The sequence below is a fragment of the Microbacterium sp. Marseille-Q6965 genome (assembly GCF_946151065.1).
GTDB lineage: Bacteria > Actinomycetota > Actinomycetes > Actinomycetales > Microbacteriaceae > Microbacterium.
The window spans coordinates 747,633-771,104 of sequence record NZ_CAMGZA010000001.1 but is presented as its reverse complement, the minus strand read 5'-3'; the positions used below and the strand labels follow the sequence as shown (position 1 = coordinate 771,104).

Annotated in this window: 24 protein-coding genes; 14 read left to right on the top strand and 10 right to left on the bottom strand. The window is 72.0% G+C overall.

What is annotated here, in order from left to right; genetic code table 11:
• Nucleotides 1-66 precede the first annotated feature (66 nt).
• Genes N8N77_RS03765 through N8N77_RS03755 form a run of 3 tightly spaced genes read left to right on the top strand, consistent with a single transcriptional unit; the run spans nt 67 to nt 3,428 of the window.
• Complete coding sequence (locus tag N8N77_RS03765) at nt 67-663, top strand: hypothetical protein (RefSeq protein ID WP_314732507.1); 597 nt, start codon at nt 67-69, stop codon at nt 661-663.
• Nucleotides 660-1,901 (top strand): hypothetical protein, encoded by a 1,242-nt coding sequence (locus N8N77_RS03760; RefSeq protein ID WP_261164732.1) that lies wholly within the window; start codon nt 660-662, stop codon nt 1,899-1,901. Before N8N77_RS03765 ends, N8N77_RS03760 begins: the two co-directional genes overlap by 4 nt.
• 51 nt (nt 1,902-1,952) lie before the next feature.
• Entirely contained in the window at nt 1,953-3,428 is a 1,476-nt protein-coding gene (locus tag N8N77_RS03755) for a sensor histidine kinase (RefSeq protein WP_261164730.1), read from the top strand.
• Nucleotides 3,429-3,534: 106 nt separating this feature from the next.
• Here the strand turns inward: N8N77_RS03755 and N8N77_RS03750 are convergent, their stop codons facing one another.
• Nucleotides 3,535-3,783: a WhiB family transcriptional regulator gene (locus N8N77_RS03750; RefSeq protein ID WP_067025888.1), complete on the bottom strand. Its 249-nt coding sequence runs from the start codon at nt 3,781-3,783 to the stop codon at nt 3,535-3,537.
• A gap of 189 nt (nt 3,784-3,972) precedes the next feature.
• Between N8N77_RS03750 and N8N77_RS03745 the strand changes: the two genes are divergently transcribed.
• On the top strand, nt 3,973-4,368 hold the full coding sequence (locus N8N77_RS03745; RefSeq protein WP_261164725.1) for a histidine kinase: 396 nt from the start codon (nt 3,973-3,975) through the stop codon (nt 4,366-4,368).
• Here N8N77_RS03745 and N8N77_RS03740 read toward each other — a convergent pair.
• Genes N8N77_RS03740 through N8N77_RS03730 form a run of 3 tightly spaced genes read right to left on the bottom strand, consistent with a single transcriptional unit; the run spans nt 4,322 to nt 6,839 of the window.
• The gene (locus N8N77_RS03740; RefSeq protein ID WP_261164723.1) at nt 4,322-5,092 is read right to left on the bottom strand and encodes an EI24 domain-containing protein; all 771 of its coding nucleotides are present in this window, start codon (nt 5,090-5,092) and stop codon (nt 4,322-4,324) included. The two genes, N8N77_RS03745 and N8N77_RS03740, sit on opposite strands and share 47 nt — an antisense overlap.
• A gap of 20 nt (nt 5,093-5,112) precedes the next feature.
• Nucleotides 5,113-6,477, bottom strand: coding sequence for a permease prefix domain 1-containing protein (locus tag N8N77_RS03735; RefSeq protein WP_261164721.1), 1,365 nt, complete (start codon nt 6,475-6,477; stop codon nt 5,113-5,115).
• A complete protein-coding gene (locus N8N77_RS03730) occupies nt 6,477-6,839 on the bottom strand; it encodes a PadR family transcriptional regulator (protein WP_261164719.1) in 363 nt (120 codons plus the stop codon). The genes N8N77_RS03735 and N8N77_RS03730 overlap by 1 nt, the downstream gene beginning before the upstream one ends.
• Before the next feature lie 174 nt (nt 6,840-7,013).
• Between N8N77_RS03730 and N8N77_RS03725 the strand changes: the two genes are divergently transcribed.
• Complete coding sequence (locus N8N77_RS03725) at nt 7,014-9,521, top strand: ATP-dependent Clp protease ATP-binding subunit (RefSeq protein ID WP_261164717.1); 2,508 nt, start codon at nt 7,014-7,016, stop codon at nt 9,519-9,521.
• Nucleotides 9,522-9,604: 83 nt separating this feature from the next.
• On the top strand, nt 9,605-10,552 hold the full coding sequence (locus N8N77_RS03720; RefSeq protein ID WP_261164716.1) for a nucleoside hydrolase: 948 nt from the start codon (nt 9,605-9,607) through the stop codon (nt 10,550-10,552).
• 45 nt (nt 10,553-10,597) lie between these two features.
• Here the strand turns inward: N8N77_RS03720 and N8N77_RS03715 are convergent, their stop codons facing one another.
• The 4 genes from N8N77_RS03715 to N8N77_RS03700 all read right to left on the bottom strand — a co-directional run bounded on the left by N8N77_RS03715 (nt 10,598) and on the right by N8N77_RS03700 (nt 15,077).
• Nucleotides 10,598-11,527, bottom strand: a complete 930-nt coding sequence (locus N8N77_RS03715) for an NYN domain-containing protein (protein ID WP_396652798.1) — start codon at nt 11,525-11,527, stop codon at nt 10,598-10,600.
• Between the two features lie 44 nt (nt 11,528-11,571).
• A complete protein-coding gene (locus N8N77_RS03710; RefSeq protein WP_261164714.1) occupies nt 11,572-12,597 on the bottom strand; it encodes a Gfo/Idh/MocA family protein in 1,026 nt (341 codons plus the stop codon).
• A gap of 103 nt (nt 12,598-12,700) precedes the next feature.
• Complete coding sequence (locus tag N8N77_RS03705) at nt 12,701-14,014, bottom strand: O-acetylhomoserine aminocarboxypropyltransferase/cysteine synthase family protein (protein ID WP_261164713.1); 1,314 nt, start codon at nt 14,012-14,014, stop codon at nt 12,701-12,703.
• Between the two features lie 124 nt (nt 14,015-14,138).
• Complete coding sequence (locus tag N8N77_RS03700; RefSeq protein WP_261164711.1) at nt 14,139-15,077, bottom strand: NADP-dependent oxidoreductase; 939 nt, start codon at nt 15,075-15,077, stop codon at nt 14,139-14,141.
• Nucleotides 15,078-15,279: 202 nt separating this feature from the next.
• Between N8N77_RS03700 and N8N77_RS03695 the strand changes: the two genes are divergently transcribed.
• Genes N8N77_RS03695 through N8N77_RS03660 form a run of 8 tightly spaced genes read left to right on the top strand, consistent with a single transcriptional unit; the run spans nt 15,280 to nt 21,478 of the window.
• The gene (locus N8N77_RS03695; protein ID WP_261164709.1) at nt 15,280-16,419 is read left to right on the top strand and encodes an ABC transporter substrate-binding protein; all 1,140 of its coding nucleotides are present in this window, start codon (nt 15,280-15,282) and stop codon (nt 16,417-16,419) included.
• Nucleotides 16,416-17,243, top strand: a complete 828-nt coding sequence (locus N8N77_RS03690) for an ABC transporter permease (RefSeq protein WP_261164707.1) — start codon at nt 16,416-16,418, stop codon at nt 17,241-17,243. Before N8N77_RS03695 ends, N8N77_RS03690 begins: the two co-directional genes overlap by 4 nt.
• A complete protein-coding gene (locus tag N8N77_RS03685) occupies nt 17,240-18,073 on the top strand; it encodes an ABC transporter permease (RefSeq protein WP_261164706.1) in 834 nt (277 codons plus the stop codon). The genes N8N77_RS03690 and N8N77_RS03685 overlap by 4 nt, the downstream gene beginning before the upstream one ends.
• Nucleotides 18,070-18,876, top strand: coding sequence for an ABC transporter ATP-binding protein (locus tag N8N77_RS03680; RefSeq protein WP_261164705.1), 807 nt, complete (start codon nt 18,070-18,072; stop codon nt 18,874-18,876). The genes N8N77_RS03685 and N8N77_RS03680 overlap by 4 nt, the downstream gene beginning before the upstream one ends.
• A gap of 11 nt (nt 18,877-18,887) precedes the next feature.
• Nucleotides 18,888-19,208, top strand: a complete 321-nt coding sequence (locus N8N77_RS03675) for a hypothetical protein (RefSeq protein ID WP_261164703.1) — start codon at nt 18,888-18,890, stop codon at nt 19,206-19,208.
• Nucleotides 19,205-19,834, top strand: coding sequence for a bifunctional 4-hydroxy-2-oxoglutarate aldolase/2-dehydro-3-deoxy-phosphogluconate aldolase (locus tag N8N77_RS03670; protein WP_261164701.1), 630 nt, complete (start codon nt 19,205-19,207; stop codon nt 19,832-19,834). Before N8N77_RS03675 ends, N8N77_RS03670 begins: the two co-directional genes overlap by 4 nt.
• A 37-nt stretch (nt 19,835-19,871) precedes the next feature.
• Nucleotides 19,872-20,525, top strand: a complete 654-nt coding sequence (locus N8N77_RS03665) for an RraA family protein (protein ID WP_261164699.1) — start codon at nt 19,872-19,874, stop codon at nt 20,523-20,525.
• A gap of 11 nt (nt 20,526-20,536) precedes the next feature.
• A complete protein-coding gene (locus N8N77_RS03660; protein ID WP_261164697.1) occupies nt 20,537-21,478 on the top strand; it encodes a sugar kinase in 942 nt (313 codons plus the stop codon).
• Nucleotides 21,479-21,482: 4 nt separating this feature from the next.
• On the opposite strand, the gene N8N77_RS03655 is transcribed toward N8N77_RS03660, so the two are convergent.
• Together N8N77_RS03655 and N8N77_RS03650 are read right to left on the bottom strand one after the other, a co-directional pair.
• Nucleotides 21,483-22,430 (bottom strand): LysR family transcriptional regulator, encoded by a 948-nt coding sequence (locus N8N77_RS03655; protein WP_261164695.1) that lies wholly within the window; start codon nt 22,428-22,430, stop codon nt 21,483-21,485.
• A gap of 4 nt (nt 22,431-22,434) precedes the next feature.
• The gene (locus N8N77_RS03650; RefSeq protein WP_261164693.1) at nt 22,435-23,412 is read right to left on the bottom strand and encodes an NADP-dependent oxidoreductase; all 978 of its coding nucleotides are present in this window, start codon (nt 23,410-23,412) and stop codon (nt 22,435-22,437) included.
• Nucleotides 23,413-23,472: the final 60 nt, after the last annotated feature.

The following is a 23,472-nucleotide window of genomic DNA, read 5'->3' as shown; positions in this document are numbered from 1 at the left end:
CATCACCTACGCGGGTCTGTGGAGAACTTCCGCGGCCCTTGCGGTTGCCCTGGCACCATGAACGCCATGATTCGCAAGCGCGCCTTTTGGAGCGACGCCCGATTCTTCGTCGGCGTCGCGCTCATCGCGGCGTCGGTGGCGGGCGTGTGGGGGGTGGTCGCGGCGTCGCGACAGACCGTGCCGGTGCTCGCGGCGTCGTCCACCATCGTCCCCGGCCAGGCGGTCACCGCCGCGGATCTGCGGGTGGTCGATGTCGGCCTGGGCCAGGCCGACGGCGTCTATCTGACCCCCGATGGGCTGGGCGACGGGCTCGTGGCGGAGCGCACCATCGGGGCGGGCGAGCTCGTGCCCGCCGGGGCTGTCGGCCGGTCGGCCGCCGTGACGACCGTGGTCGTCCGCAGCGCCGCCGACGTGCCGACATCGGTGGCCGAGGGCAGCGCCGTGGAGCTGTGGGTCGCCCCCGCCGCCGACGACGGCTTCGAGCCGCCGCGTGTGCTCGTCGCGGACGCCACCGTCGCGACGGTCGTGCGGGACGACGCCGTGATGGCGGCGGGTGGGACGAGCGTGGAGCTCGTCGTCTCGCGCGCCGACGTCGCCGACGTGCTGGCCGCCGTCGCGGCAGGGTCCGCGCTCTCGGTGATCCCGACGGGGAGCGCGGGATGAGGATCCTGCTCGCGCTCGGGGAGCCGCACGCCGCGCGCATCGCGGCGGACCTGCGCCGCGACGGCCACGAGGCCGTCAGCCTGCCGACGCCGCTCGCGGCGCGGGACGCGGCGGACGGTCGGTCGCGGCTTCACGCCGCACTGGCGTACGCCGACGTGCTCGCCCTCGCCGTCGAGCGCGACGTGCTGACGCCGGAGCTCGTCGCCGCGTGCGACCGGCACGCGGTGCGGATCGTGCCCCTCGCGTCGGGGGAGAGCGAGGCCCGGCTGGCGCGCGCGTTCGGCCTGACCTCGCCTCTGCCGCTGGAGTCGGGCGGCGCCGACATCGCCGCGGCGGCGAGCGGCGGCATCCCGCCGGGCACGTCCGCGCCGGACGGTGCCGTGACGGCGGTGTGGGGACCCCACGGCGCTCCGGGCCGGACCACCCTCGCGATCGAGCTCGCCGTGGCACTCGCGAGGCGAGGCCGGCGCGCCGCCCTGGTCGACGCCGACACGCATGCGCCCGCGATCGCCGTGGCCCTCGGGCTGCCCGAGGAGAGTCCGGGCGTCGCGGCCGCCTGCCGCCGGGCGGCGGAGGGGATCGATGCCGCGGAGCTGAGTCGGATCAGCGCGCCGCTCGGCGGGCCTGCGGCCGATGTCGATGTGCTGACGGGGCTCAACCGGCCCTCACGGTGGCCCGAGCTCTCGCGCGCCCGCCTGGGCGCCGTCCTCGAGGCATGTCGGAGGTGGTCGCCGCACACGGTCGTCGACGTTGCGGCACCCCTCGAGCGAGATGAAGAGATCGTGAGCGACCTCGAGGGGCCGCGTCGCAACGCCGCGGCCCTGACGGCGCTGGAGCGGGCCGACCAGGTCGTGGCGGTCGCGTCGGCCGACCCGGTCGGCATCGGTCGGTTCATCCGCGCGCACGCCGAGCTGCGTGCGCTCGTCGGGCCCAAGCCCGTGCACGTGGTCGTGAACCGCCTTCGCACGGGCGCGCTGGGGATCGACGCGCGCGGCCAGGTGCGTCGCACCCTGGAGCGATTCGCCGGGCTCACCGACGTCTCGTTCGCGCCCCACGACCCCCGGGCGGCCGATGCGGCGCTGCTCGCGGCGCGGCCGATCGGCGAGATCGCACCGCGCTCGGCATTCGCCCAAGCCGCGCGCCGCCTCGCCGAGCGGTTGGACGCCCCCTCCGTGACGGCCGCGCGGCGTGGAGGGGCGGAGCGGGGGCGCCGCGCGCTGCGCCGAAGCGCCGCCTGATCAGCGCCCCGCTCCCACGGGTGCACGCTGACGCGAGCCTAGACTGGAGCGGTGTCGACCCTCAGCGATCTCGTCTCGGCCCAGGGCATTCAGAGCGAATCGGACATCGAATGGCTCCACAAGGTGGCGGCCGACGGCCAGCTGCTCGCCGACCTGTCCTTCGCGGACATCGTGCTGTGGGCGCCCACCGCGGACGACGCGTACCTCGCCGTCGCACACGTCCGCCCCAGCGGTGCGGCCACGCTGTTCTACCGCGACATCGTGGGGGAGCGCGTGCGGCCCCAGTGGCTGAGCCAGGTGCGCGAGGCCGTCACGACGCGGAACATCGTCGACTCAACCTCACCGGAGTGGTTCGAGGAGACGCCCACGCGCGTGCGCGCCGTACCGATCGTGCGGCGCGGTGAGGAGGGGGCGCGAGTGCTCGGCGTGCTCACGCGTCACAGCAACCTCGGCGAGCTGCGGGCGCCCTCCCGGCAGCAGCTGACGTTCAACGAGTGCGCCGACGAGATCTTCGCCATGATCGCCACGGGCGGCTTCCCGGACGCCGACGCGCCGACGGGGGCGCGTCGCGGTGCGCCGCGCGCGAACGACGGCCTCATCCGGCTCGATGCCGACGGAGTCGTGACGTTCGCCAGCCCGAACGCCCTCTCGGCGTTCACCCGCCTGGGCTTCGCGGACGAGCTCGAGGGTGAGTCGCTGGCGGAGGTCACGGCCGCGCTTTCGGACGCCTCCATCGACGCGGACGAGTCGCTCCCCGTCGTCGCTTCCGGTCGCGCGCCGTGGCGCACCGACATCCATGCCCGGGGCGTGGCGGTGGCGCTGCGCACCATCCCGCTCAGCGAGAACGGCCGCCGCACGGGTGCCATCGTGCTCTGCCGCGACGTGACCGAGCTGCGCAACCAGGAGCAGGAGATCCTCACGAAGGACGCGACGATCCGCGAGATCCACCACCGGGTGAAGAACAATCTGCAGACGGTCGCCTCGCTGTTGCGCATCCAGGCGCGCCGCACGCCGTCCGACGAGGCGCGGGATGCGCTCGGACAGGCCATGCGTCGCGTCGCATCGATCGCGGTCGTTCACGACACGCTCTCGGAGGGGCTCAGCCAGAACGTCGACTTCGACGTCGTGTTCGATCGGGTGCTGCGGCTGGTCGCCGAGGTGGCCGCCGCTCCCAACACCCTGGCGCGCACGCACCGGACGGGCGAGTTCGGGGTGCTGCCCAGCAAGTACGCCACGCCGCTGGCGCTGGCGCTGACCGAGATCGTCACGAACGCGGTGGAGCACGGGCTGAAGGACACGGACGGCGACGTGGAGATCAGTGCCGACCGCAGCGAGGAGCGCCTCGAGGTGCGGGTGCGCGACACCGGCGCGGGGCTACCGGCGGGGCAGGTCGGCCGGGGGCTGGGAACGCAGATCGTGCGGACCCTCATCCAGGGGGAGCTGGGCGGCTCGATCGACTGGACCTCGCCCGAGGGCGGTGGCACCGAGGTGATCGTCGACATCCCGCTGCGCTGGATCGCGCGCTGAGAAGCGTCCGTCCGCGGTGCCGCCGCGACACCCGAGGCGCCGGGCGGACGCGAAAAACGGCCCCGACGAGGGACCGTGATCGCGCGGTGCTTGTGCCGCGGAGGTGTCAGCTGGCGCGGCGGGCGCGGGCGGCGCGGCGCTTCAGAGCGCGACGCTCGTCCTCGCTGAGGCCGCCCCACACGCCCGAGTCCTGACCGGTCTCGAGGGCGTACTGCAGGCAGACCTCGGTGACGGTGCAACGGGCACAGACGGACTTGGCCTTCTCGATCTGGTCGATGGCCGGCCCGGTGTTCCCAACGGGGAAGAAGAGTTCGGGGTCAACGGTGAGGCAGGCGGCCTTATCGCGCCAGTCCATGATGGTGCTCCTCGGTGTGGTGGGAAAGGGTTGCGATGCCAGCGGCGATTCGGGTGAGGATTACGCTGGGATATGCCGCGAGCGCCGCTCGCTCCCACCACGCTGTGGGGAAACATACCGTTAACAAGTCTCTTACAGATGGAGACGCGAGTCAACGGTTTTCTGAATGGATCAAGAATCGAATCGCGCATGACGACCCCTTCTCCGGCCCCCCTTCCGGCACGCCTGGCAGCCGCGCTGTTGGCGCTCGAGGCGCTCGCGCTGCTCGTGCTGGCCGGCTGGCAGGTCGTTGCGATGCTCGGCGGCGACACCACGTCGCTGCCCACGGCCCTCGCGCTGCTCGTGTTCACGCTCGTGGGTGCGGCGGGGGTCGGCGCCTTCGCGTACGCCGTGGTCACCGACCGTTCCTGGGGTCGTTCCGGGGGCATCGTGACGCAGCTGCTCGTGCTGGCGGTCGCGCTGGGCGCGCTCACGGGTCAGTACGGTCACCCGCTGGTCGCGCTCGGGCTGGCGGTTCCCGCCGTGGTCGGGCTGGTGCTCATCGCCCGCGCGGCGAAGGCCGCCGCGCCGGGGGTCGAGCGCTAGAGGGCTCGGCGAGCTCCCGCGCGAGCAGGGCGGCGCCGGCGACGGCCGCCGGCATCACGGCGATCGCCCCGCCCGGCACGAGGAAGCACAGCTGGGTCGCGACCCCGAAGCCGAGCATGCGCGCCCGCGCGCCGCGACGAAGCCGCCGCCGCTCGGCAGGCCCGAGGCCGCGCGCCGTCAGTCCCCGCTGCGTGAGTTCGTCGGCGAGCGTCCATCCCGTCAGGCAGACACCGAGAACGGCCGCGAGCGCCGTGCCCGCCACCGGGACGAGGCCGACCAGCAGCGACGCGAGCGCGATCGCCGCGCCCCTCAGAACGAGCGAGAGGGCGTCGCCCGCTGCGTGCCGCATCGAGTAGCGCGCCTCGGGCACCGCACCGCCGGTGTCCCGTTCCACCGACTGCCAGATCCGCTGGTACACCAGCTCCCCGACGAGCAGCACGACCGCCGTGAAGGTCGTGACGGCCAGCGCGATCGCCCCCGCGAGGACGGCGAGGGCGATCAGGACGCGCAGCGCCACGGCCCAGAACCCGTCCCAGTGCTCGGCGAAAGGCGTCGCCCACTCCACGAGGCCGGGGAGCGCGAATCCGAGGGCGAGCAACCCGACCGCGAACACCACGGCGACGACCGCCGCGGGCGCCAGACCCATCGCCATCAGACCCGGGCGCCGTCGCCACCAGGCGAAGCCGCGACCGAGCGTCGCCACCCCTCGCCAGAACTCCCGCATGCCGCCAGTCTAGGAAGGGCTCAGGCGAACCCGAACAGGAAGGGGAAGGCCAGCGCCACGACCGCCGCCCACAGGGGGTACAGCGGCAGGAAGGATGTCTGCCAGCGTTCCAATGCCGCGAACCCGGTGCGGCGGCGCAGGAAGCGAAGCGTGAGCCACGCCTGCCACGTCAGATGCACGAGCAGGAGCAGGTTGAGTCCGAGAGCCGCCGTCTTGTTGGCGCTCACGCCGAACTCTGCGATGCGCGTGATCATCGCCGTCAGGGCGATGAGGTCGACCGCGATCGCCGTGACAAGCATCCCGAGCTGCAGGCCGTCGAACGCTCCGGCTGGGGCGAGCGCCTCACGCGCCGAGATCGTGTAGAGGGTTAGCGCGAGCACGAGGATGAGCACGCCGTCCATGAGGATCAGCAGCTCGCGGTCGACGGCGGCCAACGGACCGGCCGTGGCGAGCGCGACGAGCATCCACAGCAGCGCGAGCGTGGCGATCGGCGTGAAGACACGCGTGAGCACCGGCACGATGTTCTCGATCACGTTCTGCTTGGCCTCCACCAGCCAGGCCGCGACGAGGACCGCACCGGGAATGCACAGGCGCAGGATCCATTCGATGGGCGTGGTCGGATCCGTTCCCGCCAGCGACAGCACGGCGCTCGTCAGGCCGATGAGCAGCCCGCCGCCCAGCGCGAGGAGGACGAAGTACACGACGAACTCGCCCGTGAACCGCACGAAGTCCATGCGCGCGGTGTGGTCGCGCCAGCGTCCTCCCGCATAGGCGAGACCGACGAGACCCCACGCGGCGACGGGCAGATGGATCACCGCAAGCAGATGGGTCGCACCGGCATCGGCGCCGAAGGGCGTGAACACCTCGGCCGCTGCCAGGAGCGTGAACGCGATGGCGAGCGCGGCGATCGCGCGCGGGGCGGGGCGGCGCTTCCACGCGAAGTATGCGCCCAGGAAGGCGAGGACCACGAGCGGCAGGATGCGAAACAGCGCGTGGTCCGCGGCCGCGCTGCCCAACGGGCCGCCCCACGAGAACACCAGGATGAGCAGAGTGACGCAGACGCCGGCACCGGCACCCAGCCCGACCGCGACGGCGGGCTCCCTGCGGTCCGGGGGCGTGTCCTCCGCCGTCGCGGTGAGCTGCTTCCACATGCGCTCCGTGTGCTCCCTGGCGAACTCGCGCGAGATGGCATCGGAGCCGCCCATTCGCCGGATGGCCACGAGGAAGGCCTCGTCGTCGGCCAGCCCCGCCGACCGGAGATCGTCGATCTGCGCGCGCAGATGGTCTTCCAGCTCGTCCAGGTCGGCGACGGCGATGGCGCGATGATGCTGCAGGTAGCCGCGCCACTGCCCGATCTGTTCCTCGACCTCGGCACGCAGCGCCATCAGGCCCACGCTCCCGCGTCGGTCGCCATCGTAGGGCGGGCCTCCCACACGTGCCGCATGACATCCGCCACCACCTCCCACTGCGCGCGGCGCTCCTCGAGCAGTGCGCGACCCGCGTCGGTGATGGCGTAGTGCTTCCGTCGTCGGCCGCTCTCCGATGCGCCCCACGACGCCGTCAGCAGCCCGGCCCGTTCCAGTCGGTGCAGCAGGGGATACAGCATGCCGTCGGTCCATTCCATGCGGCCGCCCGACAGCTCGCTCACCCGCTTCAGGATGGCGTAGCCGTAGAGCTCGCCGTCGGCGAGGATCCCCAGCACGAGGGGAGTGGCGGAGGCCGCCACGAGGTCCTTGTCGATGCGCATCCGCGCCTCCCTGATGCCTTGTACCTCTAGGTAACACAAACCTAGCGCATCTAGGTATGAAACGGGAGGGGCGCCGGTGCGGGAATAGGCCGAGCAGCGTCTCGGTTCAACTTGATACAACCGCACTCAACTTCTAAAGTTGATTGTGCACCGCTCAAGTTTTAGGAGACAGGAATGCCCGACTTCCCCCAGGACGGTCTCGGCGCGTTCGACGAGTTCCTCGCGCGCTATCTGCAGGGCGAGCGCGCCCGCTCGGCGCGGTCGATCGACCTCAGTCGCTTCCTCAGCGCACGCACACAAGACCTGCTGCAGCGCGCCGCCGCGTTCGCTCACGCCCGCGGCCAGCAGGAGATGGACGCTCTCCACGTGCTGCGTCTGCTCCTGGACGACGACACGATCGTGCAGGCCGCCTCGCGCACGGGGGCGGACCTCGACGCTCTGCGCGCCGAGACGGAACAGCGCCTGCCGCAGGAGGGTGCGCCGGTGCACAGCGCCGAGGCGGTCATCACGCCCGCGGTGCAGCGTGCGATGTTCCACGCGTACCAGGTGGCCCGCTCCGCCGGTGCCACGTACATCGACCCCGAGCACGTCTTCTTCGCCCTCGTACTGGCGCAGGACTCCCCGGCCGGGCAGATCCTCGCGCGCGCCGGCGTGACGGCCGAGGCGCTCACACAGGGCGCCCGCGAGGCGGTGACGCCGCAGGGCGCGCCGGAGGCGCCGCCGTCGGGCGGCGGCTCGATGCTCGAGAAGTACGGCCTCGACCTGACTGCGCGCGCGGAGGCGGGGGAGCTCGATCCCGTGATCGGCCGGGCGGACGAGATCGAGCAGACCATCGAGATCCTCTCGCGCCGCACGAAGAACAACCCGGTGCTCGTCGGCGAGGCCGGTGTCGGCAAGACCGCGATCGTGGAGGGGCTGGCGCGTGCGATCGTGGCGGGCGAGGTGCCGGAGCAGCTCCGTGACAAGCGCGTCATCGCGCTCGATCTGCCCGCCATGCTCGCCGGCACCCGCTACCGGGGCGACTTCGAGGAGCGTCTCACCCAGACGATCGACGAGGTCGCGGAGCGCAAGGGCGAGCTGATTCTGTTCCTCGACGAGATCCACACGGTCGTGGGCGCGGGCGGCGGGGGCGAGGGCGCCATGGACGCGGGCAACATCCTCAAGCCCCGCCTGGCGCGCGGCGAGCTGCACCTCGTCGGCGCCACGACGCTCAAGGAGTACCGCACCATCGAGAAGGACGCCGCGCTCGAGCGCCGCTTCCAGCCGGTGCGCGTGGGGGAGCCCTCGCTCGCCGACGCGATCGAGATCCTGCGTGGTCTGCGCCCGGCGTACGAGGAGCACCACGGCGTCTCCTACACCGACGACGCCCTGCGCGCGGCCGTGGAGCTGAGCGACCGGTACCTGACCGAGCGCGTGCTGCCGGACAAGGCGATCGACCTGATCGACCAGGCCGGCGCGCGCCTCCGGCTGCGCCTGGGCGCGCCCGTCGACACGTCGGAGCTCATGGAGAAGCTCGCCACGCTCGAGTCGGAGAAGAACGCTGCCGTCGCGACGGAGCGCTACGAGGAGGCGTCGCGGATCCGCGATGAAATCGCCGCGGTCCAGAGCCGACTCGAGGAGGCCGCCGCCGGCGGGAGCCGCCGGGAGGCCGTCGTGGACGAGCCGGAGATCGCCGCCGTGGTGAGCCGCGCCACGGGCATTCCCGCCAGCCGCATCACCGAGACGGAGCGGGCGCGCCTGGCCGGCCTCGAGGACGAGCTGCATGCGCGGGTCATCGGGCAGGACGACGCCGTGCGCGCGGTGGCGCGTGCGGTGCGCCGCAGCCGCACCGGCATGGGCGATGCCCGCCGGCCCGTCGGCTCGTTCCTCTTCCTGGGCCCCACCGGCGTCGGCAAGACCGAGCTGGCCAAGGCGCTCGCCGCGAGCCTGTTCGACGACGAGGGCGCCATCGTGCGCTTCGACATGAGCGAGTTCGGCGAGCGTCACACCGTCGCCCGACTGGTCGGTGCCCCTCCCGGATACGTCGGATATGACGAGGCGGGGCAGCTGACCGAGCGGGTGCGGCGCAACCCGTACTCGATCGTCCTCTTCGACGAGATCGAGAAGGCGCACCCCGACGTGTTCAACCTGCTGCTGCAGGTGCTCGACGACGGCCGCCTGACCGATGGGCAGGGACGCACGGTGGACTTCCGCAACACCGTGGTCGTGATGACCTCGAACCTCGGCTCGGAGTTCCTCGCCGCGCGCGGCGGCGCCATCGGGTTCTCGGCGAGCGGTGCCGAGTACGACGAGAAGGACCTGCACGATCGGGTGATGGGCCGGCTGCGCGAGTCGATGCGTCCGGAGTTCCTCAACCGGATCGACGAGATCGTGCTGTTCCGCAAGCTGGACCGCGAGCAGCTGCGGCGCATCGTCGAGCTCATGCTCGGCGCCACGCGCTCCCGCCTGGCCGCGCGCGAGGTGTCGCTCGAGGTCACGTCGTCTGCCGTCGACTGGCTCGCCGAGCACGGCTACGAGCCGGAGTACGGTGCGCGCCCGCTGCGCCGCCTCATCCAGCGCGAGGTCGATGACCGGATCGCGGATCTGTTCGTCTCGGGTGAGTTGACCGACGGTGGGCGCGTGCGCCTCGACGCCGTGGGTGGCGAGCTCGTGGTGACCGCCGCGGCGCTTCTGGCCTCCTGAGTCGTCCCACGCCGAACCCGCCCCCGCCTCGGGGCGGGTTCGGCGCATCGCGGCGACGTTCCGCGGGAAACTAGGATCGACCGGTGACCACCAGCATCATCCTCGACGTCGACACCGGGGTGGACGACGCCCTCGCCATCCTGACCGCCGCGCTGTCCCCGCAGATCGAGCTCGTCGCATGCACCACGACGTGGGGCAATGTGGACGTGGACACGGCGGCGCGCAACACCGCGTACGTGCTGACGATGGCCGGCCGCACCGATGTCCCCGTCGCGCGCGGCGCGGAGGGGCCGTCCAACGGCGCGCCCGCGACGTTCTCGACCGGCGTGCACGGCGAGGACGGGCAGGGCGGTCAGGCCGACACGTCCTTCGTGCCCACCCTCACCGCCGAGAGCGCGCCGGAGCTCATCATCCGCTTGAGCCACGAGCGGCCGGGCGAGCTGCACCTCGTCGCGGTCGGTCCGCTCACCAACGTCGCCGACGCGCTGGCCGCCGACCCGACGCTGCCGGAGCGGATCCGCGAGGTCACGATCATGGGCGGTAACTTCCTCGCCCCCGGCAACATCACCCCGGCGGCCGAGGCGAACATCTGGCACGACCCGGAGGCGGCTCAGCGGGTCGTCGAGGCGGGGTGGGCGTGCACCTTCGTCGGGCTGGACGTGACCATGCGCGACATGCTCGAGGAGCACCACCTGTCCGAGCTCGCCGCGGGAGGCGAGATCGGCCGGTACTGCGCGCGCATCCTCGACGCGTACTACGACTTCTACCGGGGCGAGACCGGCCGGCGCTGTGCCGGCAACCACGACGCGCTCGCCGTGGGCGTGGCGGCCGGCCTGGCGACGGCCACGCTCGCGCCCGTCGTGCCGATCGAGATCGACACCACCGTCGGACCGAACCGGGGCCGCACCACCGCCGACCTGCGCGGCATCCACAACGCCTGGCCGGTCGTCGCCGGCGCCCGCCACCGTGCCGTGCTCGCCACGGAGCCGGGCTTCACCGAGCGGATGACGCGCCTCCTGGCCGGCGCCTGACCGCGCCGCCGCACGGCACGGCCGAGCGCGGCGCCGACCGGCGCTTCAGTCCTTCAGGCGTACGAGACGCTCGTGGCCGCTCTCCTGCACCTCTGCGAGCTGATCGCGCGACTTCACGAAGTCCGTGAAGGAGCGGAAGCCGAGCTTCTTCTCGCTGAAGGACGGGTCCATCCGGCGCATGTGCTGCTTGATCGCCGAGGTGTGCAGCCACTCGGCGTCGTCGCCCTTGTCGCGCCCCAGACGCAGGGCCCGCTCCAGCAGGCGCGACGCGGCGGCGTGCAGGTCCTCGGGCGGGATCTCGTCGAAGGGAACCATCGTGTCCTCGTCCACGGGCTCCTGCTTGGCGCGAGAGGAGCGGCGGCTGCGCTTGGCCTCGCCCTCGGCCTTCGGCGCCGACTCCGCCTTCTCCGCCGGCGCGGGCTTCGAGGCGGCGCCGGACCTCGCGGTGGCCTTCGGCTTCTCCGGCACCGTCACGCCCGGCAGCGTGTCGTAGGACTCGAACTCGTCGCACGCCGCCGCGAGAGACTTCGCGGTCGACCCCGCCACGCCGACGCCGACGACGTAACGGCCGAGCCGCCGGCAGCGCTGCGCGAGGGGCACGTAATCGCTGTCGCCGCCCACGATGACGACGTGCGTGAGATCGGGCAGCCGGAACATGTCCTCCACCGTGTCGACGGCAAGGCGGATGTCGGCGCCGTTCTTGGCGTACGCCGCCGCGGGGAACAGCTGCACGAGGTCGACCGCGCGGGCCACCAGCTGCTGCCGGTACTCGGCGTTGACGGGCGAGGACCAGTCGGCGTACGCGCGGGTGAGCACGAGCGTGCCGAACGACGCGGCGTAGTCGATGATCGCCCCCACATCGATCGTCGCGCGCTGCAGCCGCTCCGCGATCTCGGGGTCGGTGGGGTCCTCCGCGATGCGCGAGCGGTCCCGCGAGTACGAGTTGCGCCCGTGGACGCGGTCGTACCAGCTCATGACGATGTTGTCGAAGTCCAGGTAGACGGCGACGCGGGTGTCGGTCACTTCGGCTCCATTCGGTCGCTGACGGCGTCGGCGGGCAGGTCGGTCTCCGAGGGGTAGGACACCCCGATCTGGCGGCGGATCTCGTCGAGGGTGCCCATGATGGCGACGGTCTCGTCGATGGGGAGCACGTCGCCGGCGAGGTTGCCGTCCGCGACGAGGCGCTCCGCGGCACGGGCCTCGAAGTGCATGCCGCGCCCCTCGATGCGCGTGGCGAATGTCTCGAGCACCTCGCCGGAGGGGTCGCTGAGCCGGAACGAGGTGGGGCCGTAGAAGGCGCGGTCGATGTCGATGCGAGCCTCGGTGCCGATGATGTGCGCGGTGGTGGGACCGGCAGCCCGCGACGACGACAGCGTGGTCGACAGCGCGCCGCCCTCGTGCGTCATGATCGTGGCCACCTCGGTGTCCGCGCCCGTCTCGCCCAGGCGCCCCGTGGCCGTGATGCTCGTGGGAGCGCCCAGCACGTCCCACACGAAGGAGATCGGGTAGACGCCGAGGTCGAGCAGCGCGCCGCCGCCCAGCGCGAGGGCGTTGAGGCGGTGGGCGGGGTCGCTGGGCAGCTTCTGCGTGTGGTCCGCGTGCATCGCGCGGATCTCTCCCAGCGCCCCGGACGTGACGAGCTCCCGGATGCGCACCATGTGCGGCAGCCAGCGGGTCCACATCGCCTCCATGACGAGCAGACCCCGCTCGGCGGCCAGGTCGCGCAGGGCGGCGGCCTCCGCCTGGTTCACCGTGAAGGCCTTCTCGACGAGCGCGTGCTTGCCGTGCTCGAGGGCGAGCCGGGCGGCGGCGTAGTGCATCGGGTGCGGCGTGCCGATGTAGACGATGTCGACGTCGGGATCCTCGACGAGTGATTCGTAGGAGGCGTGCGCGCGCGGGATCTCGAACTCGCGCGCGAACGCCTCGGCGCTCGCGGCGGAGCGCGATCCGACGGCACGCAGGTCGTGCCCCGCGATGCGCAGGTCGCTCGCGAACACGCCGGAGATGCGGCCGGTGGCGAGGATTCCCCAGCGAAGTCCTGTCATGCTCCCGAGCCTACGCGCTCGCCGAGCGGGCGCCCGGCGCGTCGCCGTCCCGGACGCACGGAGCGTGCGGGAAGGAGGCGCACGACGCCCGCCGCGGCCCGCGTCAGAGGCGGTCGAGTGCCTGAGCGAGGTCGGCGATGAGCTCCGACGGGTCCTCCAGCCCGACGGAGAGCCGGACGGTCGCGTACGAGATGCCCGCCGCGGACAGCTGGTCGCGCGTGAGGTGGTTGTGGGTCATCGTCGCGGGGTGGCAGGCCAGCGAACGCGCGTCGCCGATGTTCGCGACGAGACGGATGACGCGCAACGCGTCGATGACGGCCTCCGCCCGGGCGTAGTCGGCCTCGTCGTCGCCCATGCTCTCGAGCTCGAACGCGAACACCGACGGCACGCCGCGCGGCAGGTACCGGTCGGCGAGCGGGTGCCAGGGGCTGCTGTCGAGGCCGGGGTGATGCACGGCGGCGACGGCCGGGTGCCGCGAGAGGAAGCGAGCCACCGCGAGGCCGGAGGCCGCGTGACGGTCCACCCGGAGGTTGAGCGTCTCGATCCCCTCGATGATCTGGAACGCGTTGAACGGCGACAGGGCCGGCCCGAGGTCGGCGATGTACTTGGACTTCACGAGGGTGGTGAACGCCCCCTCGCGCCCGAAGGCCTCCCACAGCGGCACCCCGCCGAAACGCCAGTGGGGCTCGGTGAGCGCGGGCCAGCGCTCCGGCTGCGCCCCGAAATCGAAGGTGCCGAGATCGACGACGACCCCGGCGAGGGATGTGCCGTGCCCGCCGAGGAACTTCGTGGCGGAGTGCACGACGATGTCGGCGCCGAACCTCTTCGGGCGCAGAAGGGCGGGCGTCGCGACGGTGTTGTCGATGACGAGCGGCACACCGGCGGCGTGCGCGATCTCCGCGACCGCGGCCATGTCGAGCACCTGCGCCACCGGATTCGCGACGCTTTCGGCGAAGAACGCGCGCGTCTGCGGGCGCACGGCGTCGTGCCAGGCGTTCAGGTCGTCCTGGTCCACGAACGTCACGTCGATGCCGAAGTCCGCGAGGGTGTCGTGGAACAGGTCGACGGTGCCGCCGTACAGCTGGCTGGCCGCGACGATGTGCCCGCCGTGCCCCGCCAGCGCGAGCGTCGCGACGGCGGTCGCCGCCTGGCCCGATCCCGTTGCCGCCGCCGCGACACCGTCCTCCAGCGCCGCCACCCTCTGCTCCAGGACCGCCTGGGTCGGGTGGGAGTTGCGGCTGTAGATGAAGCCCTTCTCGCGCAGCGCGAAGCGCTCGCGCGCCTGCCGCAGCGAGTGGAACTGGTACGCCGATGACTGGTGGATCGGCACGGCGACGGTCTGCTGCGCCACGGCGCCCGGCTCGTAGCCCGCTCCGAGCTGGGCGGTGACGAATCCTTCGGGCAGCGCGTCGGTCATCCTCCCATCCTGACGGACGGCCGCGCGCGACCCGGAATCGGGCCGTCACACGGCGACACGGATCCGCCGCATCGGTCGCTCGCTCGTCCGTGGTCGAGCCGAGAGACCGACGACGGCGCGCCGGTCAGGGCACGACGACCAGCTTGCCCGGGGCGCCGGCCTCGCTCGCGCGCTGCGCCTCGGCGGCCTGGTCGAGTGCGTAGCGCTCGCCGAGCTCGATGCTGAACCGGCCGGCGGCCATCAGCGCGAGGGTCACGGGAATGGCCTCGGCGCGCAGCGCCTTCTGACGCTCCGTGAGGGGAGTGGGGGATCCGGCGCTGAACGCGCGGATGCCGAGGTCGGGTGCCTGGGAGCCCGCCACGATCGTCGCGATCCGGGATCGATCCGCCAGCAGCTCGAGCGACTGCGCCAGCGCCTCGTCCGTGCCCGCGCAGTCGAGGATCACCGTCACACCGTCGGGCGCCGCCTCGCGCACGGCGTCGACAAGGCCCGGCCCGTAGGGGAGCGGCTCCGCTCCGAGCCCGGCGACCCGCTCGGCACGGGCGGGGCTCGTCGTCGCGATGACGCGCGCCCCCCACATCACCGCGAACTGGATGGCGGCCTGTCCGACCGACCCGGAACCGCCGTGGATGAGCAGGGTGTCGTCGGCGCGCAGCCCGAGCGAGCGCAGCGCCTGATACGCCGTGCCGCACGGGATCGGCACGCCGGCGCCCTGCGCAGCCGAGACGCCCGGCGGGCGGAAGGAGACCTTGCCGGCATCGATCGCGATGTCGGTGGCGTACGACCCGCCGGCGCTGGTGAAGACGACGGCGTCGCCCACCCGGAAGCCGTCGACCCCCTCGCCCACGCTCGTGATGTACCCGGCACCGTCCTGCCCCGTGCCGCGGGGCGCGGTGAGAGGACCCGCCGTCCCGCGACGGCGCATCTTCGCGTCGACCGGATTGACGCCGGCGGCTTCCACGCGAACGGTGACCTGCCCGGGGCCTGCCACGGGGTCGGGGATCTCCTCGATCCGCAACACCTCGGGGCCCCCGTGCTCGCTGTATCGGATCGCGCGTGCCATGCCCCGAGCGTAGCCAGATCGTGCCCGCCGTGCGGCGCCCGCGAGGCCCACTATTCGTTTTGCGGATACCCCCGATCGTCGAGACGTGCTTCTGCCTGGCGGATCACCCCCGATAGCGTCCTCACAGTCGCCACCCCGCCGTGGCGCAACGTGCCGATCACCCGAGGGCACATCCGTTCACAGTGTCGTGAAAGGGACTGACATGAAATCCACGCTGTTCCGCGCCGGGGCCGCCTTCGCCGCCGCCGGCCTTCTGCTGGCCGTTGCGGCTTGTTCGTCGCCGTCCCCGGCGCCGGCGCCCGCCGACGGCGGCGACGGTGAGGCCGCGGACGACGTGACCGTCACCGCCGGCTGGGTGAGCGCGATCGATCAGATCGGCCTGCCCGCCGCGCTCGATCAGGGCTTCTTCGAGGAGGCCGGGCTGGACGTCGAGATCGCCGAGCCGTTCGCGACCGGCGTCGATCAGCTCAACGCGCTCGAGACCGACCAGATCCAGTTCGCCCAGGTGGGGGCGCCGTACATCGGGGCGAAGCTCTCCGGCGCCGACTACGTGCTCGTGGGCAACTACACCGGAAGCGCGTCGCAGTTCGGTATCGACGAGACCATGGCGGTCGTGGCCCGCGACGGATCCGGTGTCGCGGAGGGCGACCTCGCCACCCTCGAGGGCAAGAAGATCGGGGTCGCCGTCGGCTCGATCAATCACCTGTACCTCCTCGCCGTACTCGAGGACCTCGGGCTGCCGTCGGACAGCGTCGAGATCGTCAACACCGCTCCGCCGGACCTCGGGGTGGCACTGCAGACCGGCGGCATCGATGTCGCCATCGTGTGGGACCCCTGGCCGTTGCAGATCCTCGAGCAGGTCGAGGGCAGCTACGAGGTCGCCCGCGGCGGCGGGTACATCGGGTACCTCGGGTACATCGTCACCAAGCGGGCGTTCGCGGAGGAGAACCCGGACGTGGTCGAGCGGTTCCTCACCGCCCGGGCGGCGGCCGACCAGTGGATGCGGGAGAACCCCAGCGAAGCCGCGGGCGTCGCCGCACGATGGCTGTCGAGCCTCGACCCCGCCATCGCCCAGGCGGCCATGGAGTTCAACATCAAGCAGCTCGACCCCCGCATCTCGGCGTGCAACTACGCCGCCCTCGATGCCGCGCAGACGACGCTCCACGAGCTCGGCTCGATCGACGGCACGTTCGACGTCAACGAGGCGTTCCTGCCCGGGCCGATGACGAACGTCCTGGCATCGTCCCCGGAGCTCTTCGACGACCTCAGCGCGATTCCCGGGAGCGCGCAGATCGGCGACGGCTTCGCGTTCGATCCGGCGGGCGGCCAGTGTCCGCGGTGAGCGCGCGGGGCGTGGGGGTCTTCGCCGCGAAGACCCCCACGCAGCGGGTGAAGGCCCGCGCCGCCGATGTGGCCTGGTTCGTCAGCCCGTTCCTCCTGCTGCTGATCCTGTGGCTCCTCGTCATCCCGCTCGGGGGAGTCTCGCCCCGCACCTTCCCCTCCGCGCAGGCGGTGTGGGCACGGTTCATCGAGATGACGGCCGACGGCACGCTGTGGCTGCACCTCGGAGCCACCCTGAACCGCGTGTTCCTGGGCGCCGGCGCGGCCGTGCTCCTCGGTGTGCCGTTCGGGATTTTGATGGGCATGAGCCGGGCCGTGGCCGGATTCTTCGAGCCGCTGCTGCGCTTCTCCGTCGCGCTGGCGGGCATCGCGTGGATCCCCTTCGCCACCCTCGCCTTCGGCTACGGCGACGGCGCCGTCATCTTCGTCGTCTTCAACGCGGTGTTCTTCGCGATCGTCTACCAGACGCTGCTGGGCGTGCGACAGATCCCGATCTCGCTGCTGCGGGCGGCGCGCAGCCTCGGGGCGCACCCCGTGCGGATGGTCTGGGAGACGTATCTGCCCGGCGCCGCGCCGAGCATCGCGGTCGGGTTGCGGGTGGGCCTCGGATTCGCCTGGCGCGGCGTGATCGCCGCCGAGATCATCGCGACGAGCCTCGGGCTGGGCTACAGCCTGTTCCTCGCCCGGCAGTACTACGAGACCGACGTCATCATCCTCATGATGGTCATCATCGGCGTGCTGTGGATCCTGATGGATCGTCTCCTGCTCGCACCCTTGGAGCGGCGAACCGTCGAGCGCTGGGGCGGAAAGAGGGCCGACGCATGACCACCACCGGAATCGCCGTCGCCCGCGTGGGCTTCTGGCCCCGTCTCCAGCACGGCCTCCTGCGCGTCCCCGGAATCCGCACGTGGGGCCCCTTCGCCGTCGTCGCGGCGCTGTGGGCGGCAATCGCGGCGGCTCAGGTCTTCCCGGACGCCTTCTTCACCGGCCCCGCGACGGTGTGGGACACCACGGTCGAGCTCGTCCGCAAGGGCATCCTCCCCTCGTACATCGCGGATTCGGCCGCCCGCCTGGCGATCGGTGCGCTCTACGGGCTCGCCATCGGCATCCCCCTGGGATTCCTCGTGGGCCTCAACCGATACGTTCGCCGCTTCACCTGGCCGGTGCTGCTGTTCTTCCAAGCGATCGGAGACATCGCGTGGTTGCCGATCCTCATCATCTGGTTCGGGTTCAGCCTGACGTCCGTCACGATCGTCATCGTCTACACCGTCGTGTTCCCGCTCATCATCAGCATCGTCGCCGCGATCGACGGGATCCCGCAGAACCTCCTGCGCGCCTCGGGCAGCCTGGGCGCGGGGCGGTGGCAGCGGGTGCTCTACGTCGTCCTTCCGGGCGCGCTGCCCGGCGTGTCGAGCGGCATCCGCACGGGGCTCGGGTACGGGCTGCGGGCGCTCATCGCGGCGGAGATCATCATCGGGACGAGCGGCGTCGGGTTCATGATGTTCGACGCCCGCCGCCAGGGGGAGATATCGCAAGTGTTCGTGGGGATGATCGTGCTCGGCATCCTCTGGTACCTGCTGGACGCGCTGGTTCTCGCACCGTTCGAGAAGCAGACGGTCGAGCGTTGGGGAATGGTCGAAGGAGTAGGACGATGAGCAGCACGCTCAGCATCGAGAACCTGAATCAGACGTACATCGATCCGTACTCCGGCGAGGCCACCATCGCGGTGGGGGACGTGTCCTTCACGATCCCGGAGGGACAGTTCGTCTCCCTCATCGGACCGTCCGGATGCGGCAAGACGACGGTGCTCAACACCGTGGCGGGGTTCATCCCCGCGACCGCCGGCCGCGTGCGGGTGGGGGGCAAGGACGTCGCCGGCCCCGGACCGGACCGGGGCGTCGTCTTCCAGGACTTCGCGCTGTTCCCGTGGATGACCGTGGAGGCGAACATCGCCTTCGGGCTCAAGATGCGGGGCGTGCCCAAGGCCCAGCGCCGCACCACGGCGCGAGAGATGGCCGCGCTGGTGGGCCTCGGCGGGTTCGAGAAGAAGTTCCCGCACGAACTCTCCGGCGGCATGCGGCAGCGTGCCGGTGTGGCCCGTGTCCTCGCGACCGAGCCGACGATCATGCTCATGGACGAGCCCTTCGCGTCCATCGACGCGCAGACGCGGCGCCTGCTGCAGCAGGAGGTGCTCGGCATGTGGGAGTCCCAGCGCCCCACCGTGCTCTTCGTCACGCACGACGTCGAAGAGGCGATCTTCATGGCGGATCGCGTGATCGTGCTCAGCGCCCGACCGTCCGTCGTCGCCGCCGACATCGCGGTCGAGCTGCCACGGCCGCGGGCCTGGCGCGACGTCCAGACCCACCCCCGCTTCCTGCACCTGCGCGCGGAGTTGCTCGCCATGCTCGGTGTGGAGGACGACGCCGAGATCTCCGTCGCCCCCGGATCGGCCGGCTGATGATCGCGCGCATGCTGCGTACCCGCCTCGTGCGGGTCCTCGCCGTCGTCGCGATCCTCGCCGCCGCGTGGCAGGCCTTCCTCGCCTTCCGCGCGCCCGGGGTCGTCGACCCCGCGGTCGCGGCGGAGGTGCCCGTGGAGAGCTCGCTGCGCGTCGAGGTGGTCATGGACTTCGCTCCGGAGCGGTTCCACACGCTCTTCCTGCAGTCCTACGGCCGCATCAGCGGCTCGGGGGAGGACTTCGTCCGGCTGCGCGACGTGCGGCCCGAGTCGGTCGGCATGCTGGCGCGGGTCTACTGGATCGAGTCGATCCGGCCGTGGAGCGAGGGATGACCGCGTCGGCCGCGCTCTCGCGACTCGGCACCGAGCGCCTGATCATGGTGGTGCGGGGCGCGCACGTCGCCGCGGCGCGCGCGGCGATCGATGCCGCCGTCGCCGGTGGTCTCCGCGCGGTCGAGGTCACGTTCACCGTGCCGGGCGCGCTGGAGCTCATCCGCAAGGTGCGGGACGCGCACCCGGACGTGCTCGTCGGCGCCGGCACCGTCGTCGATCCAATGATGGCGCGCGACGCCGTCGACGCCGGCGCGCGGTTCCTCGTGAGCCCGGGCCTGGATGAGCGGGTCGTGGCGCTCGCCCGGGAGCGGGACATCCTCATGCTGCCCGGCGTGCTCACCCCCACCGAGGTGCAGCGGGCGCTCGCCGCCGGTGCCCTTGCGGTGAAACTCTTCCCCGCCGACGCCCTCGGCCCCCGCTACCTCCGCGCGCTCGCCGGCCCCTTTCCCCAGCTGGCGGTGGTGCCCAGCGGCGGCATCTCCGCCGCCGATGCGGGGGAGTGGATCGCCGCCGGCGCGCTCGCCGTGGGGGTGGGCGGCGGGCTCAGCCCCGCGGCGGCTGAGCCCGACACCGCGGCCGTCCGTCAGGAGGCGGAACGGCTGCTCGCGGCCGTTCACGTCGCCTGACTCCGATCTTCACGTTGACCTTTGACAAGGAGGACCCATGTCCATCGAGTTCCCCGACGAGATCATCGCGGCCTTTCACCGCATCACGACCCCCTCCGTCTCGGACGCGCTGCAATCGCTCGGCGTTCACGGGTACGTGTCCTCGCGTATCCACCGGATCACCGGCACGAAGATCGTGGGGCCCGCCGTCACGGTGAAGGAGGAACCGACGGACGAGCACGTGCCGCCGGTGCACGCGCTCGAGGCCATCGACGAGGCACCCGCGGGAGCCGTCATCGTCATCGACAACGGCGGCGAGGCCGAGGTCGCCGGCTGGGGCGGGATCATGACCGCCGGCGCCGTGGCGAACAAGCTCGCGGGCGTGGTCCTCGACACGGGAGTGCGCGATGTCGACGAGATCGAGCGCGACTACGGGTTCACCGTGTTCGCCGTATCACAGAGCCCGTCGACGACGCTGGGGCGATTCCGGACGGTGTCGAAGGGGGAGCCGGTGCACATCGGCGGTGTCGCGGTGGCCCAGGGCGACCTCGTCGTCGGCGATCGGGACGGCGTCGTGATCGTGCCGCGCGCCCTCGTCGACGAGGTGCGCCGGATCGCCGAGGACATCGAGGAGCGGGAGCGCCAGCAGGCTCGGCTCATCCTCGAATCCGGCTCGCTGGCGCAGGGCATCGCTACCTACAACCGCATCTGAGAGGCAGATCCATGCCCGATATCGTCTCCTTCGGGGAACCGATGGTGGAGTTCAATGCCGAGGCCGTCGGCGGCCCCCGCTCGGGCTCCGTGTTCACGGTGGGCTACGGCGGCGACAGCTCGAACTTCGCCGTCGCGGCGAGCCGCCTGGGCGCGCGCTCCGGCTATCTCACGCGCGTGGGTGCCGACCCGTTCGGGGCCATGCTGCAGGGGTTGTGGCACGACGAGCGCGTCGACGGCTCCCACGTCATCGTGGACGAGCGTCATCCCACCGGTCTCTACTTCATCCTGCGCCATGGCGCGATGAGCGAGTTCGTGTACCGCCGCACCGGCTCGGCCGCTTCGCACCTTTCCGCCGACGACATCCCGCACGGCTGGATCGAGTCGGCGCGGATCCTGCACGTCACCGGCATCACGCAGGCGATCAGCACGTCGGCCCGTGAAGCGGTCTTCGCGGGCATCGAGCGGGCACGGGCGGCGGGCGTGACGGTCACCTACGACCCCAACATCCGTCCGGCGCTGTGGTCGCTCCACGCCGCCCGCGCCACGGCGCGCTACACGATCCCGCTCTGCGATGTGGTGCTTCCCAACCTCGAAGAGGGTCGCATGCTCACGGGGAAGGAGGATCCGCGCGCGATCACGCGCGAGCTGCTCGCGATCGGGGCGAAGATGATCGTTCTCAAGATGGGCGGATCGGGCGCCGTCGTCGCGACACAGGACGACTACATCCCTGTGCCGACGCGCGCCGTGCTGGCCAAGGACGCCACGGGCGCGGGCGACACCTTCGACGCCGGTTTCGCCGTCGCGCTGCTCGAAGGCCGCGCGCCCCGGGAGGCGGCGATCTTCGCCGCGGCCGCCGCGTCGCGGGTGGTGGAAGGGCTCGGCGCCGTCGGTCCCATTCCCCGCCGACACGAGGTCGACGGGCTCGTGGAGGAGCTGCTCGCGGCGCTCTAGCGGGTCATGCCCGCCGCTGGTAGCTGCTCACCTCCGCCGGCACGGGCACCTGCACGAGGAGGTCCATCAGGGCGCGGGCCGCCGGCTGCATGGGGCGCGACGAGTTCCAGAAGACGCTGACCAGTCGGCGATTGCCCGAGTCGAGCAGCGGGATCACCGTGAGATCGCCGGCGGCCGTCCCGCTGAGCAGGTCGCACACGCCCACGCCGAGGCGCCGTCGCACCAGGCCCGCCAGCGTGGCCGGCTCCCGCGTGCGCAGGACGACGCGCGGCGACACCCCGGCGGTGCGGAACGCGCGGCGGATCTCGTCGGGGTGGTCCGGGTCGCCGTGGGCGTCGCCGAGCAGCACGAGAGGATGCGCCGCCAGCTCGGCCACGGAGATGTACTCCGACGCGGCAAGGGGATGATCGGGCGGGGTGAGAGCGACCAGCGGCTCCTCCCAGAGCGCCTGGTAGAGCAGCGACGCGTCGCGCACGGCCGGAAGCACGGGCCGGATCGCGAGGTCGATGTCGCCGGACCTCAGCGCGGCGGCGAGGGCCTCCGACTCGTCCTCGACGAGCTCGACCTCGATGTGCGGGTGCAGCCGTCGGAACGCCTCAAGCGACGCGGCGACGAAGGTGGGTCCGGCGCCGGCGTAGCTGCCGAGGCGCACGTGGCCGCGGAGCATTCCGAGCACCGCCTGCACCGACGCGGTACCCGTCTCCAGTGAGCGGACGACCGCCCTGGCATGCTCGAGGAACGCGATGCCCGCCTCGGTGAGGCGCACGGGGCGCTCGTGGCGATCGATCAGCACGACGCCGAGGTGCCGCTCGAGCTGCGCCACGTGGGTGCTGACGCGCGGCTGAGAGCGATAGGTCGCCTCCGCCCCCGCCGCGAACCCGCCGAAGTCGACCACGGCCAGAAAGCTCGTGAGCCACTCGAGGCGGTAGCCGTCGATGCTGCGCGTGTTCATCGGACTACGAGCGGATCCGCACCACGAGTTTCCCTCGCACGTGCCCGGTCTCCGCGCGGCGATGGGCGTCCGCGACTCGTTCGAGCGGAAACACCTCGTCCACGTGAACGCGGAGGCGACCCTGCTCGATGAGGTCGGTGATCTGCGCGAGCCGGCGCCCGTCGGGCGACACCTTGTAGGTCGTCCCCCGCAGCCCGGCCGCCGCGGCCTCCTCGTGGAAGGTCGGCCAGCTGCCCGTCGGGACGTTGACGATGATGCCGTCGGCGGCGAGCACCTTCAGGGACCGGCTGCCGGTGTCGTCGGCGACGTTGCCGATGAGATCGATGACGGCGTCGATGTCGCCGACGACCTCCTCGAAGCGCTCGCTGCGGTAGTCGATCACACGATCGGCGCCGAGGCTGCGCACGAAGTCGGCGTTCGCGGCGGACGCGGTCGCGATGACCTCGGCGCCCGCGATCTTCGCCAGCTGCACGGCGAAGTGGCCGACGCCACCCGCGCCGGCGTGCACGAGCACGCGCTGCCCGGCCTGCACGCCCGCGCCGTCGTGCAGGGCGCCCCATGCCGTGAGAGCGGCGAGCGGCACGGCGGCGGCGTCCACCAGTTCGAGGTTCTGGGGCGCCCGCGCCACGCCGAGCGCCGAGATCGGCGCGTATTCGGCAAGGCTCCCGCTGGTGCGGGGCACGGGGATCATGCCGTACACGCGGTCGCCGGGTTGCAGCGGGTACGCGTCGTAGGGGCTCGCGGCGACCACTCCCGCGAAATCGCTTCCCAGGATCGCGGGAAAGGCCGGGATCGCGGCCGAGACGCCCTTGCCGCCGCGCGTCTTCGCGTCGATGGGGTTCACGCCCGCCGCGTGCACCTCGACGAGCAGCTCCGCGCTGATCGGGAACGCGCGAGGGACCTCCGCGATGCGGAAGACCTCGGGGCCGCCGGTTGCGTCGATCACGGCGGCGCGCATCGTCTCGGGCAGGGCAGAGTTCATGGGAAGAGCCGTCCTCTCTGGCGGGCACTCGGGTCGCGCGGCGACAAGGTCCACCATACT